13 protein-coding genes and 2 pseudogenes are annotated in these 13099 nt (G+C 67.9%); 7 read left to right on the forward strand and 8 right to left on the reverse strand.

Features of this window, described 5'->3' with window-relative positions; translation table 11 throughout:
* Positions 1-19: 19 nt before the first annotated feature.
* Positions 20-478, forward strand: a complete 459-nt coding sequence (locus QTQ03_RS28610; protein ID WP_289281050.1) for a hypothetical protein — start codon at positions 20-22, stop codon at positions 476-478.
* On the opposite strand, the gene QTQ03_RS28615 is transcribed toward QTQ03_RS28610, so the two are convergent.
* The gene (locus tag QTQ03_RS28615) at positions 475-1077 is read right to left on the reverse strand and encodes a hypothetical protein (RefSeq protein ID WP_289281051.1); all 603 of its coding nucleotides are present in this window, start codon (positions 1075-1077) and stop codon (positions 475-477) included. The two genes, QTQ03_RS28610 and QTQ03_RS28615, sit on opposite strands and share 4 nt — an antisense overlap.
* 133 nt (positions 1078-1210) lie before the next feature.
* Complete coding sequence (locus QTQ03_RS28620; RefSeq protein ID WP_289281052.1) at positions 1211-1402, reverse strand: hypothetical protein; 192 nt, start codon at positions 1400-1402, stop codon at positions 1211-1213.
* A gap of 187 nt (positions 1403-1589) precedes the next feature.
* On the opposite strand from QTQ03_RS28620, the gene QTQ03_RS28625 reads away from it, so the two are divergent.
* On the forward strand, positions 1590-2792 hold the full coding sequence (locus tag QTQ03_RS28625) for a helix-turn-helix domain-containing protein (protein ID WP_289281053.1): 1203 nt from the start codon (positions 1590-1592) through the stop codon (positions 2790-2792).
* A gap of 32 nt (positions 2793-2824) precedes the next feature.
* Positions 2825-3799, forward strand: a complete 975-nt coding sequence (locus QTQ03_RS28630; RefSeq protein WP_289281054.1) for a hypothetical protein — start codon at positions 2825-2827, stop codon at positions 3797-3799.
* 211 nt (positions 3800-4010) lie between these two features.
* Here the strand turns inward: QTQ03_RS28630 and QTQ03_RS28635 are convergent, their stop codons facing one another.
* The 3 genes and pseudogenes from QTQ03_RS28635 to QTQ03_RS28645 form a co-directional block, all read right to left on the reverse strand.
* Entirely contained in the window at positions 4011-4232 is a 222-nt protein-coding gene (locus QTQ03_RS28635; protein WP_289281055.1) for a DUF397 domain-containing protein, read from the reverse strand.
* Between the two features lie 105 nt (positions 4233-4337).
* Positions 4338-5285, reverse strand: a complete 948-nt coding sequence (locus QTQ03_RS28640; protein ID WP_289281056.1) for a helix-turn-helix domain-containing protein — start codon at positions 5283-5285, stop codon at positions 4338-4340.
* Positions 5286-5733: 448 nt separating this feature from the next.
* A pseudogene (locus tag QTQ03_RS28645) lies at positions 5734-6060 on the reverse strand (ISKra4 family transposase); the annotation flags it as partial.
* A gap of 120 nt (positions 6061-6180) precedes the next feature.
* Between QTQ03_RS28645 and QTQ03_RS28650 the strand changes: the two are divergent.
* Positions 6181-6759, forward strand: coding sequence for a transposase (locus QTQ03_RS28650; protein ID WP_289281138.1), 579 nt, complete (start codon positions 6181-6183; stop codon positions 6757-6759).
* Positions 6760-6859: 100 nt separating this feature from the next.
* Positions 6860-7903 carry a transposase gene (locus tag QTQ03_RS28655; RefSeq protein ID WP_289277557.1) on the forward strand — a complete coding sequence of 348 codons (1044 nt, stop codon included), beginning with the start codon at positions 6860-6862 and terminating at the stop codon, positions 7901-7903.
* On the opposite strand, the gene QTQ03_RS28660 is transcribed toward QTQ03_RS28655, so the two are convergent.
* The 3 genes from QTQ03_RS28660 to QTQ03_RS28670 all read right to left on the reverse strand — a co-directional run bounded on the left by QTQ03_RS28660 (position 7847) and on the right by QTQ03_RS28670 (position 10706).
* Positions 7847-8398 carry a hypothetical protein gene (locus QTQ03_RS28660; RefSeq protein ID WP_289281057.1) on the reverse strand — a complete coding sequence of 184 codons (552 nt, stop codon included), beginning with the start codon at positions 8396-8398 and terminating at the stop codon, positions 7847-7849. The genes QTQ03_RS28655 and QTQ03_RS28660 overlap by 57 nt on opposite strands.
* A 121-nt stretch (positions 8399-8519) precedes the next feature.
* Complete coding sequence (locus QTQ03_RS28665) at positions 8520-9797, reverse strand: IS256 family transposase (RefSeq protein ID WP_502889892.1); 1278 nt, start codon at positions 9795-9797, stop codon at positions 8520-8522.
* A 246-nt stretch (positions 9798-10043) separates the two neighbouring features.
* Positions 10044-10706, reverse strand: coding sequence for a hypothetical protein (locus tag QTQ03_RS28670; RefSeq protein ID WP_289281058.1), 663 nt, complete (start codon positions 10704-10706; stop codon positions 10044-10046).
* A gap of 132 nt (positions 10707-10838) precedes the next feature.
* Here QTQ03_RS28670 and QTQ03_RS28675 point away from each other — a divergent pair.
* Together QTQ03_RS28675 and QTQ03_RS28680 are read left to right on the forward strand one after the other, a co-directional pair.
* A pseudogene (locus QTQ03_RS28675) lies at positions 10839-11132 on the forward strand (IS1634 family transposase); the annotation flags it as partial.
* A gap of 265 nt (positions 11133-11397) precedes the next feature.
* Entirely contained in the window at positions 11398-13098 is a 1701-nt protein-coding gene (locus QTQ03_RS28680) for an IS1634 family transposase (RefSeq protein ID WP_289281060.1), read from the forward strand.
* Position 13099: the final 1 nt, after the last annotated feature.

Genomic DNA, 13099 nt, shown 5'->3' on the forward strand with positions numbered 1-13099 from the left:
CCTGTTCAGCCCCTACGATGTGAGGGTGGAAGGTCCGCTGGAGCGCTGGTGCGAAGAGACGTGCGGGATCTGCCCCGCGCAGCTGCTCGCGCCCGGCCGGTTCGACGTCGTCGCCCGGCCCGCCCGTGAACTGGCGTTCAACCAGCGGCTCGGCTGGCGGGCGACCCCTTCGGGGACCCCGGTGTGCGTGCACCCGTACCGGGTGGGGATGCCGCCCGGGGCGTACGCATCGGCTCGTGAGCCGTTGCCGGACCTGGCGCATCTCCAAGTCCTTGAGCCACCGCAGGAAGCGCTCGTGCTGCCCGACTCGCTGGATGATCTGAGCGCGTGGATGGTGGCGCATCTGCGGACCACCGGCCCGGACCGGATCTTCACCGTGGTGGCTCGGCTGGAACGGATCGCCGGGGAGAGGTTCGCACCCGGCGAGGTCGTGAAGATCCTGCGCCGGGTGCTGTCGGTCGAGATGGCCAGGGTTTAGACGGCCACCCGCTCGGCGTCGTCGCCGAACATGGCGTCGAAGTCGATGTCATGCGACCGGCCGCCCGCCGTGATGCCGACGGTGCCGTACAGCTCGTTGAGGTGGGCGATGCGCCGGTTGACCTCGCGGGAGTCGAGCCAGTAGCGCACCGGCTGCTCGCCCCAGCCGGCCGCGGCGTAGTACACGTCGGTGACGCACCCGCGGGTGTAGGTGAAGTCCTCCAAGTCGGTGTCGTGCGGGAACAGCACCCCGAGGTCACGCTCGATCCACGACATGACGGTGTGCTGGGCCAGGACGGCGTGAACCATGTCGTCGACGGGCAACGACAGCAGCAGCTCGGCGACCTTCTCGTCGCCGCCCGACAGTTCGAACACGGCAGCCTTGAGCGCGAGCGCCCGCATCGCCTCGACCAACAGCGGCTGCCCATCCGAGTCCAGGTTGAACCGGCTGATGGAGGGCATGCCGGTGTAGGTCGCCCAACACGGGCTGTACTTCATGCTGCTGGTCGTGAACCGCTCCCAGAGCTTGTGAGCCTGCATCTGGCTCAGGATCTCGGCGGCGCGGGCGCCAACGGCCGCGGGATCGAGTGTGGTTTCCATGATCGCTCCTTCGCTATCGCCAGCAGGGACGGGACACCCCTGCTTCTGGGCCCCGGTGCAGGTCCGTTGAGGCGGGGGCACGCCGGGCCCGGTCCGGGGTGCGGTCGGCGCCGTACCCGGGCGTGCCCCCGGCTCAGGACCGCATGGCGAGCAGGCGTCGCCAGGCAGACGACAGCAGCGGCGCGACGCCGGCGCGGTCGCCGATCAGCGAATGCAGCTGCTGGGTCGGGGCGGCCAGGGCAGCGGCCGGGCACGGCAGGTCACCGCCGCAGGAGCACACCTCACGCCCCCGCTCGTACGACCACGTGACGCGGTGCTGGCCCATAGTCCACCTCCGACTCCGGCAGGGTCCGGGTGCAGCGGCCCGGAGGCTCGTGTCACGGACCACCACGTCCCGTGGGCCGACCGTAGTCCCATCGACGGACATGACTGGTGCCAAGTGGCACCGCAACGTCTACCCTGGTGGCAGGCGATGACCAGACAAGTCGATCGTCCACAAGGGAAGGAAAGTGATGCGGCCACCGCGCCTGATCTCCGACGAACCGATCGGCGATCGCATCAAACTGCTGCGCCAGCAGCGCGGCTGGTCGATCCGCTACGCCGCCAGCGTCGCCCGGATAAGCCACACCACGTGGTCGCGCATCGAGAACGGCCTGCGGTCGGCCGACAACCGGTTCGTCCTCGCCGAGATCGCCACCGCGCTGCGGGTGCCGCTGTCCGACCTGACCACGACCGGGGTACTGCCCGGTGACAAGGGCCAGTCCCGCGAGGCGATCCACGGCATCACCAAGGCGATCATCGAAGCCGACCTCGACTACCCGGCCACCGTCGCGGCCGGACCGCTCCCGCCGCTGCTGCAACAGCTCGACACCGTGGCCGCGCTGCGGTTCGGCTGCGACTACCTCGGTGCCGCCCGCCTCCTACCCGAACTCCTGGCGGGTCTGCACGCCGCAGCCGCCGGCAGCCAACGCGCCGAAGCGCTCAAGGCCCTGGTGATCACCGCCGACGCGGCCTCGTTCGTCATCCGATACCTCGGCGAACCCGCCTCCGCCGTACTCGTGGCCGACCGCGCCCGGCAAGCCGCGACCGCCCTTGACGACCCGATCATGCTGGGCATGGCCGCCTGGTCGCAGGCCCACGCCGCCAGCGGCATCGGCCTCTACACCCGCGCGCAGATCATCGCCGAGCAGGGCGCCACCGCGCTGCAAGGGCACCTGGCCAAGCCCGGCGGCCTCGAACTGCTCGGACAGCTGGTCACCCTGTCCGGGTTCGCCAAGTACGCCCAAGGCGACATCGACGGCGCCGCCGCCGCGGTCACCGAGGCCGCCGACATCGCCGCGCGCACCGGCCAATCCGACGCGCTCGGCCTCAACTTCGGCCCCACCAACATCGACTTCTGGCGCATCAGCATGGAAGCCGACGGCAACGATCCCGGCCACGCCGTGCACATCGCCCGCGGCGTGACCCCGCACCTCGTCCCGGCCGTGTCCCGGCAGGTCGCGTTCTACATCGACCTCGCCCGCGCCCTGTCGAATACCGGCAAGGACACCGAGGCAGTGCGGATGCTCCTGGTCGGCGAACGCCTCGCGCCGCAGCGCGTGCGCAGCTCCCCGATCGTGGCCGAAACCCTGCGCGGCGCCCTGGACCGGGCCCGGCGTGGCTCGGGCTGGGCCGAGCTGCGCGGCCTGTGCGAACGTGTCGGCATCCAGCTCTGATGACCAGCCACCCAGCAGCAAGGAGAACCCCCATGGGAAAGACGGTCGTCGTGTACGCCGGCGAGCAACCGCCCGGCGCCTGGCAGGCGTCAATGTTCGTCGCCGGGCCGATGCCCCGCGATCCCGACGCGCCGTCGTGGCGACCCGAAGCGCTACACCTGATCGTCGACGGCTGGACCGGGCCGGGAACCCTCGTCGTGTTCGTCCCCGAGGCCCGCGACCGCCACCGGCCGCAGGCCGGCTACATCTCCCAGGACTGGGAGGAACGCTGGATGGCCGTCGCCGACGTCATCATGTTCTGGGTACCACGCCGGATGCCCGACCTGCCGGGGCTGAACACCAACATCGAGTACGGGCGGACGGAAACCTCCGGCCGTGTCGTGCTCGGCCTGCCGCCCGATGCGGTCAGCGTCCACTACCTGCGCCGCGGCGCCGAGGCCCACGGCGTACCCGTCCGCGACACCCTCGACGCCACCATCGGCGCCGTCCTCGCGATCATCGGCGACGGCGCGCAGCGCGACGGCGCGGACCGCGACGTGCCGCTACTGATCTGGCGCACTGACACCTTCCAAGCATGGCGTCGCCGCAAGCCAGCCGAACTGACCTCGGCACGAGTGCTGTGGGCGTGGACACCACCGCCGACGTTCGAACTAGCCGCGTGGGCGATGAAGGTCGAAGTGACGCCGCTGGACTACGACGACGCGCACACGATGCTAGTCACTGCGATCGGCGACGGCACGACGACCCATATTGCCATCGCCGACCATGACCGATACACCACAGAGCCACAGGCAGCGCGTTCAGCCAAGAGCCGCCGAACGCCAGCAAGAGCAACGTCGGTCGCGGGCGACCCGGCGGGATGGTCACCCCCGCTGATGATGCCGCCGGCATCACGGGCAGACACTCCCATGGCCCTCAACGAGCGGCCGGGTGAGGATGCCGGAGCGGCAGGTAGACGCGGCGCACGCCGGTCACCACTGCCAGCGTCACGGACGGACTCGTGTTGAGCAACGCGGAGACGTCGGTAGCCGACACCGCTGATGCCGGCTACCGTCTGCGATACTGTGCTGGTTATCGATGTCCTGATCCAGGGTCGGCGTCCGACCGCAGCGTCGGGTCGCAGGAACAAGGCGGGCCGCCAGCATCGGTGATGCTGCCGGCATCACCGCACGAACGGGGCAGTGTGGTCCTGGGTGGCATCGTTCGATGCCACCAGGGTCACTTGCCGAAGTTGTTCTTCTTGACAGCGCCTACGAACGCATCCCATCCGGCGTCTGTGAAGTGCAGGATCGGACCCTCGCCGTTGTCCTTTGTGTCCCTCATATACACGGCGCCGGCGAGGTTGAGGGCGACCTCAACGCATCCCTGACCGTTGTTGCTTCTGCTGCTTTTGAACCATCGGGCTCCGACCAGTTCTCCGGGCCTGACCAGCTTTACCATCGTTGTGTCCTTACATCGTCGAATGAGAGTACGAAACCGTTATCCGAGGGAGCAATGCGAGCGCACCCACGGGGAAAAATCCTGGGCAACGCCGGCCCAGCTCGTTTAGCGGGACCTTTCCTGTGCTTTCGATCGCATCATCTCCTTCAAGCGTTCCTCGATCAGCGCTCTGGAGTCGTCCGCCGTGAGCGCCCGTTCCTTCAGGTCCTTCCACACGGCGTCATAGGCCTCTACGTCGCTGACGGTTTGGGTGTACATGGCGCCGGTGAAGGTTTCGACGTAGGCGAGCGCGGGTTCGGCGATGGAGTCATTCATTGCCGAACCGTTTCCGTTGGCGGCTGTTGCTGTTTCAGGGAAGTCGAGCAGTGTGAAATCGGAGGCGGCCATGCCGGCGTGCACGCCGGTCCCGAAGGGAATGATCCGCACGCTGGCGTTGTCGCGTTCGGTCAGACGCAGGATTCGTTCCAGTTGCCGCCTCATGGTGTCGGCTCCCCCGACCATTCGGTGTAGCGCTCCTTCAGAGCCGATGGCCTCGAAAACGACTGAGCTGCGTTCCAGTAGTCGCTGACGGTGTAGCCGAGACTCGACGCGGCGTTCCACTTCCTCGCGCGGTTCCCTGCCCGGCGGGACGCTGATGACGGCACGAGCGTACGCCGGCTCCTGGACCAGGCCGGGAAGCAGATCCCCGAAATGCACACGGATGCGCTTCGCGAACTCCTCCAGCGACAGATAGAGACTGAACCAGGCTGGTACCTCGGAGCTGGTGTAGTTCTGCCACCAGGACTGTTGTCGACCGTTACGTGTCTCGGCGGCGAGCGCGAGGAGGAGTTGGCGTTCCTTGTCGTCGGCGCCGAACAAATCAGCCATCGCGTCGACCAGTCGAACAGGCAATTTCACGCCGTCCTCGGCTGTCTCCAGCCGAAGGATCGTGGCGCGGCCAAGTTCCAGTTCCTTCGCGGCTCGATCCTGCGTCACCTGCGCGCGAGTGCGCAGAGTAAAGAACAAACGGGCGAAACTACGTCGAACGGGGTCCAGTCCGACTAGATCGGCCACGGTCGCCTCCTCACAGGGATGTCTCACTCAAATGATACGCGCACCCAGGAGGGGTGTCGCCGTTGGGCTTGTCGCTCGGGAGTCAACTTTGCCTGAACGCAGTTTCGATAGAGACATCCTTAGTTGAAGGTGTTGCTTTTTAGGATGTCTCAAAGTTCAATGAGGACATCCCCGCCGTCGGTCGCTATGAGGGCAGCGGCGGCGGGTGACCCGGGGCGGTGCAGTGGCTTTGGCGCTGCCCCAGACCCCTGTGTGTCGCCTCGTCATGCCTGCCGGAGCGGCCTTGGGGGGGTGTGGTGGTCGGGCGGGTGTGCTCGGAGGTGCCGCCCGGCCGCCACGACCGGCTCGTGCGCCGAATACTCCAGGATGGATGAGGAGACGAGGGTGTCGTATCCAGGCGATGAGTTGCAGCGGTTTGGTTAGGGTGCGGCTCCTCTGAGGTGATCGTCTATTGTGGGATGGCACCGCCGAGGTAGCGGCTGTTGTGGATGCGTTGTTGTTCCTGGGCCAGGTGCCAGGTCCAGTACTGGTCGAAGTCGCCGTTGCTGATCAGGGTGCGGAGTTTGAGGATTGCTTCGGCGCCGTCGAGGCCCCAGCGGGCGCCGGTGACGTCCATACGATCTTTGACCAGGTGGCGGCAGGCGCCTTCGATCACCCCGGTGGCGATCGGCCACCCGTTGGCCAGCGCGGTCGGGTAGTCCAGGTACGGTTTTTTGGCCAGCAGGTAGGCGGCGGCGACATCGGCGGGTTTGCGTTTGCTGGGGTCCAGGACTCTGCTGCCGAATTCGTGACACGCCGTCGGGATCGTTCGTACTGGCCGGTTACGGGGTCATGATCCCTGTTCGCGGTCGTGTTCCTTCCGTCGGTGGCTGCGGGATGGGGTGTACGGGTGTCGATGCAGCCGCGGTCGCGGGTCCAGATTCCTGATCAGACGGTGCTGGTGGCCCGCGCGGCGTTCCCGAACGGCAGCGTGGCGATATCAGCGCGTGACCACCTGGGTGAGGTGTTCACCGACGAACAGTTCGCTGCCGCGTTCGGTGTCCGGGGCGCTCCGGCCGAATCGCCGGGCGCCTTAGCGCTGGTGACCGCGTTGCAGTTCGCGGAGAACCTGACCGATCGGCAGGCCGCGCGGATGGTCGCCCGGGCGATCGACTGGAAGTACGCGCTCGGCCTGGAGCTGACCGATCCCGGCTTCGACGCCAGCGTGCTGTCCAAGTTCCGTACCCGGCTGGTCGAGCACGGCCTGGAAGAACAGGTCTTCACCGCGATGCTGACCGTGTCGACCGGCAAGGGCCTGATCGCGGCTGGTGGTAAGCAGCGCACCGATTCCACTCACGTGATCAGCGCGGTGCGAGACCTCAACCGTCTGGAGGTGGCCGGCGAGTCGGTACGGGCCTGCCTGGAAACGTTGTCGGTGGCCGCACCGGACTGGCTGGCCACCGCTATCGACGTCGGCGAGTGGGCGCACCGGTAGCGGGCCACGCATCGATTCCTGGCGGCTACCCGCCTCGCAGGCCAAGCGGGACCGCCTCGCCCAGGTCTACGGCACCGACGCCGTCGCCCTGCTGCGCGCGGTGTTCGCCCCTGCCGCCCCGGTCTGGCTGGCCGAACTGCCCGCGGTGCGGACGCTGCGCACCGTGCTGGTGCAGAACTATCTGATCACCACCGACAGCAGGGGGCGGGAGGTGATCCGGCGGCGGGAGGCGGACACGGACGGTCTCCCGCCCGCCAGATCCCGGATCACCTCCCCGTACGACACCGACACCCGGTGGGCCGCAAAAGGCGACGACCTGTTCTGGAACGGCTACAAGGTCCACCTGACCGAGACCTGCGACCCCGACACCGAGCACGGCACCACCAGCGACCACGACGGCCAGACCGGTCCCCGGCCGACACCGAACCTGATCGTCAACGTGGCCACCACGGCGGCCACCGTCCCCGACGTGAAAGCCACCACCGGCATCCACCAGCACCTGCACGACCGCCGGCTGCTGCCCGCCGAGCACTACCTCGACTCCGGCTACCCCTCAGCCGACACCATCGCCACCGCGCAGACTTTCGGCGTCACCATGGTCACCCCGGCCCTGCTCGACCAGTCCGCCCAGGCCCGTGCCCGCACCGGCTACGACAAGACCTGCTTCACCATCGACTTCGACACCCGGCAGGTCACCTGCCCCCAAGGACACACCAACACCTCCTGGAGCCCCACGGTCCAACGCGGCACCGAGGTCATCGTGGTCAAGTTCCCCACCACCACCTGCGGCCCGTGCCCCGCCCGCGCCCAGTGCACCACCGCGAAACGCGGCGGCCGGCAACTCACCTTCTACCCCCGCGACCTCCACCACGCCCTCACCGCTGCCCGCACCCGACAGACCAGCGACAGCTGGCACGACAAGTACAAGCTGCGCGCCGGCGTCGAAGGCACCATCAACCAGGCCCTCGACATCACCGGCATCCGCCACACCCGCTACCGCGGCCTCGCGAAAACCCGCCTCCAACACGTGTTCTCCGCGATCGCCCTCAACCTCGTCCGACTCCACACCTGGTGGACCGACCACCCCCTACCAACAGCCCGGACCAGCAACCTCCAACGCCTCGATCACGCCCTCGCCGCCTGAACCGAATTGGGCAGCAGAGTCGTCCAGGCCGTGGTAGGTGGCCTTGCGTCGGATGGCTGCGGCGACTATGCCGGCCCGTCCGGCCAACACCTGCCGGGCCTGGGCGCGGACCCACCGTTCGGCGTTCGGGTCGCCCTCCGGGTGGAAACACCAGGTGGCCTTCCAGAGGTACTCGATGACGTGGATGAAGTCCACAACAACCGGCAAGGTGATCTTGCGGGTTTTGGCCTCGGCGTGGATCCGGTCGATCTGGTGGGTGTTGCCGTCGACCAGGGCGATCCAGGTCCGAGCGTGGTCGGGGTCGCGGCGGTCGGCCTCGGCGAACCCGGCGGCGATCACCGCCGCGGCGTCGTCGGTCACGCTGGCGTGCAGCCACTTGCCGGAGGTGACCGGCGCCGGGGTAGCAGTTTGGGCCGCTTCGGGGTCCTCGGGCAGGATGTCGGCGATGGTGCGCGGCTTGCCGGTCACGTCGAAGACCGCGGCGACCTCGCACATCCGCTTGCGGTTGCGTTTCTCGCCCTTGGACCGGCGGCCGGCCAGTTTCTGGCTGACCGCGGCCTTGGCGGTGCCCGCGCGAGCCTGTCCGATTGTCTGTGTAACGCCCTACTCTGTCTAACTATCGGACATCGATGGGGATACGGCCTGGGAAGAAGATGTCGAGGGAGTTGAGGGCCTGCTTCCAGCCGTGGACGCCGGCGCCCTCGACGAGACGGGGCGGTGCCTGTCGGGCCTGGGTGCGGGGCTTGCCGGCCTCGGCGGCGCGTTGGCGGGCGCGTTTGTCCTCGATATCGGCGATGGCCAGCCAGATCAGTTTGACCACGGCGTCGTCGGTGGGGAAGTGTCCACGGTTCTTGATCACTTTGCGGATCTGGTAGTTGAACGACTCGATCGCGTTGGTGGTGTAGATGATCCGCCTCACCTCGGGTGGGAAGGCCAGGAACGGGCAGAAGCGGTCCCAGGCGCGTTCCCGGACGGCGACCGCGGCGGGGTACCGCTTGCCGAGAGGGCTGTCGGCGAAGGCGAGCAGGGCGGTCTCGGCGGCCTCGACCGTGGGCGCGGTGTAGATGTCCTTGAGGGCGGTGACCATCGCCCGCCGGTCCTTGTGGGACACGAACCGCATCGCCGCTCTGATCAGGTGCACCACGCAGGTTTGCACGGTGGTGTGCGGCCAGACGGCCTCGATCGCCTCGGGTAGGCCGGTGAGCCCGTCGCAGCAGGCGATGAGGACATCTCGTACGCCCCGGTTACGCAGTTCGGTGCAGACCTGCATCCAGAACTTCGCGCCCTCGGTCTGCTGGACCCAGATCCCGAGGACGTGCTTGACCCCGTCGACGCCGACACCGACGACCAGGTAGCAGGCCTTGTTGCGCACCGTGCCGCCGTCACGGACCTTCACCATCAGCGCGTCGACGTAGGCGATCGGATACACCTCATCGAGGGGCCGGGTCTGCCACGCCTTCACCTCGTCGAGGACCTCGTCGGTGATGGTGGAGATGGTGTCCGGGCCGACCTCGGTGCCGTACACCCGATGCAGATGGTGGGAGATGTCGCGTACCGTCATCCCACCCGCGTACAACGAGATGACCACATCCGACAGGCCCCCGAGACGGCGGGCGTTCTTCGGCAGCAGCACCGGGGTGAACGTGCCCGCCCGATCCCGCGGCACCTTCACCTCGACAGGTCCGACCTCGGTCTGCACCGTCTTCGGCGTGTGCCCGTTCCGCGAGTTCCCCGACCCCTTACCGGACGGATCATGCTTGCCGTAGCCGAGATGCTCGGTCAACTCCGCCCGCAACCCACGCTCCAACACGGCCTTGACCAGTTCGGACAGGAACCCACCCGGCCCGGTCAACCGCAGCCCGTCGCCCTTGATCTGCGCCAACACCGCGTCCATCGCCTGATCGTCGACCAGGTCCGCGACCGCCTTCCGGGCGGCCCGCTTCGCGGCTTCCTCGTCGAGTACCGGCTCGGCCAGGGGCAGCCTCGGCCCGTCAGCGGAGAGCCGTTCCCGCAACCCACGCAGCTCGTCGGTGTCCACCAGGTCCTGGTCCTGCGGGTTGATCATCGACATAGTCATCACACTTGTCCTATCTGCGCCGACCGGCTCCTACCGGCCATAACGGATATTCACCTCAATCCGTTACACAGATCTCTCTACAAGCCCGCCCGCGCGGAGCCCGTCGGGGCGCATCACCACCCCTTTGGCGTCGAAGGACAACGCCAGCACATCATCATCGGCCGACCAGTCCGGGGCGTGGGCGGTGTAGAAGGCATCCACATCTATCGCCGCTGCGGCGGCCAACGCCTCGACCTGCCGTTTCCCGATACGCACCGTGGTGGCCCGCTCAATCGCGGCCGCCGCGTCGGTGAACGAGCCGCGGGCCGCCTCGGCCGCGGCCAACCGGCGCAGTCCATGCGAGTGCTTCTCCACGGGCAGGTTCAACACCGCGTCCGCCGGGTTCAGATCGGCCCGCGCCCGCGCCCGGTAGGCGATACGCGTCACCACCACCTCACCGAACCGGGTGGCCAGCGTCCGCTGCCGCCCCCGCTCGGCCCACCCCCGCAGATGGCTATCGGCGTCGGTCACCTCGTCGAGCCGTTCCTCCCGACTGGCACGAAGATCCAGACTGTCCTGCAACAACTGACACAGCAACCGCATGCCATCGGTATGCAGCCGCTCCTCCAGTTCGGCGTGAGTCATCCCCGCCGCATGCTCACCGGACAGGAAGTCCACCATCGCGCCGAACCGCACGGATGAGCCGGCGAAAGCATCGTCCGCCGTCTCGGATGCGTACTCTTGCACCGGGCTCCCTCTTTGCTGATGTTCGTGTCTCGCAACCGACGAACATAGCGGGAGGATCCCTTTCACCATCACAACCAGTAACACATCCCCAGGCCACACAGCGTGTCGCCGCACCTCACCAGAGCCGCACCCAAATCGATCATCGACCTGCGGCCGGTCTACCACCGAGCCGAGGACCGCATCCGCGCCCACGTCCTGCTCTGCTGGCTCGCCCTGCTGCTCATCCGCATCACCGAGACCCGCACCGGACAGACCTGGCCCGCCGTCCGTGACGAACTCCAACGCCTTCACCTGGGCACCTTCACCGGCCCCGCCGGCTCCTTCCGCCAGCGAACCGAACTCACCACCGGCCAGAAGAAGATCCTCACCGCCCTCGGCCTGCCCGAGCCCCGCCGTGTCTTCGAGGCCACCCCCGCAACCTCCTGACCAGCACGAACACCCCGGCCTAGTGACACGCCCCGCCACCGGGCCAACCCACGTTTCCCCAGCTCAACCCGCGATTTCGCGGACTAGCCAGCCACCTGATCTGTGGAACCCGGGATATAGTCGGCGTCGCGGTGTGAAGGTGCAGGTCAGGACGTTTCGACCTGGTGGGAACGGCGAAAACGCCTAGTGACACGCCTGCCTGTGGATAACTTGTCTGAGCTGCTGATCTATGCGTTGACGCATAGTCGGTGTACGGTCGTGCCTCGTGTACGTGAAAGCGTCGACGCGTAAGACCCGCGACGGGCAGACGATCCGCTACCTGCAACTGGCCCACAATGAGTGGGACCCGGCCGCGAAGGCGTCCAAGACCCGGGTGCTGTACTCGTTCGGCCGTGAGGACCAGCTCGACGTCGCCGGGATCCGCCGCCTCGTCGAGGCGTTGTCGCGACTGCTTGCCCCCGCCGACGCCCTCGCCGCGGCCTCACCGGCCGGGTTGTCGTTCGTCGAGTCCCGTCCGCTGGGCGGGGCGTGGCTGCTCGATGGGCTGTGGCGCCGGCTGCGCATCGACACCGTCCTGCGGCCGCTGGTCGGCTCGTCCCGGCGGGAGATCGACGTCGAACGGGTGCTGTTCGCGCTGGTCGCCAACCGGGCACTGGCCCCGTCGAGCAAGCTGGCCGCCGCCGACTGGGTCTGCCAGGACGTGCACCTGCCCGGCCTGCCCCACGTCACCGACGACGCCTGCTATCGGGCGATGGACCAGCTCATCGAGGTCGAGCCCGCGTTGACCCGCGGCGTCTACGACCAGATCGCCGACCTGCTCAACCTTGAGGTCGACCTGCTGTTCTTCGACACCACCAGCACCTACTTCGAACTCGACGAGGCCGACGAACCGCTGTGGCGCGACGCCTTGGGCAAACCGGTCGACGCCGACGACCCCGCGGCAGTGAAGCAGGCCGGGTTCCGCACCCATGGCAAGAGCAAGGACTCCCGCGACGACCTTCCCCAGGTCGTGGTCGGGATGGCCGTCACCCGTACCGGCATCCCCGTCCGCGTGTGGTGCTGGCCCGGCAACACCAGCGACTCGGCCCTGATCCGGCAGGTCAAGACCGACATGCGCGAGTGGAGCCTGGCCCGCATCGTCTGGGTCGCCGACCGCGGCTTCGCCTCCGCCGAGAACCGCCGCTTCCTGCAACAGGGCGGCGGGCACTACATCCTCGGCGAGAAGCTACGCGCCGGCACCACCGAAGCCGACGCCGCGCTGTCCAGGCAGGGCCGCTACGCCACCGTCGCGGACAACCTGCAGGTCAAGGAAGTCAACATCGACACCGACGACCGGTTCGTCATCTGCTACAACCCGGAAGCCGCCGACCGCGACGCCGCCGTCCGGACCCGGCTACTGGCCCAGCTCACCGACCTGATCGACGACACCGACCGGCTGCCGGCCACCAAACGCGCCGAACTACGCGGCGTGATCTCCACCAAGCCGGGCCTGAACCGGTTCCTGCGCGTCACCCCGAAAGGCCTGCTCCGCCTCGACCAGGCCAAGGTCAAAGCCGAGCAGCGCCTGGACGGCAAGTACCTGCTGCGCTGCTCCGACCCGACACTGTCGGCCGAGGACATCGCCCTGGGCTACAAACAGCTCCTCGAAGTCGAACGCGGCTGGCGCGACATGAAGACCACCCTCGACCTGCGCCCGGTGTTCCACCGCCGCGAGGACCGCATCCGCGCCCACATCCTGCTCTGCTGGCTGGCCCTGCTGCTGATCCGCGTCGCCGAGACCGAGACCGGCCGCACCTGGACCGCGATCCGCACCGACATCGACCGTCTGCACCTGGGCGTGTTCACCGGCCCCGCCGGCACGTTCGCCCAGCGCACCAAGCTGTCCCAGCCCCAGAAGACCCTGCTCACCAAGCTGAAGATCGCCGAGCCACCCCGGATCTTCGACGCGACACCCACAACCGCCTGAC

The sequence above is a fragment of the Micromonospora sp. WMMA1363 genome (assembly GCF_030345795.1).
Lineage (GTDB): Bacteria > Actinomycetota > Actinomycetes > Mycobacteriales > Micromonosporaceae > Micromonospora.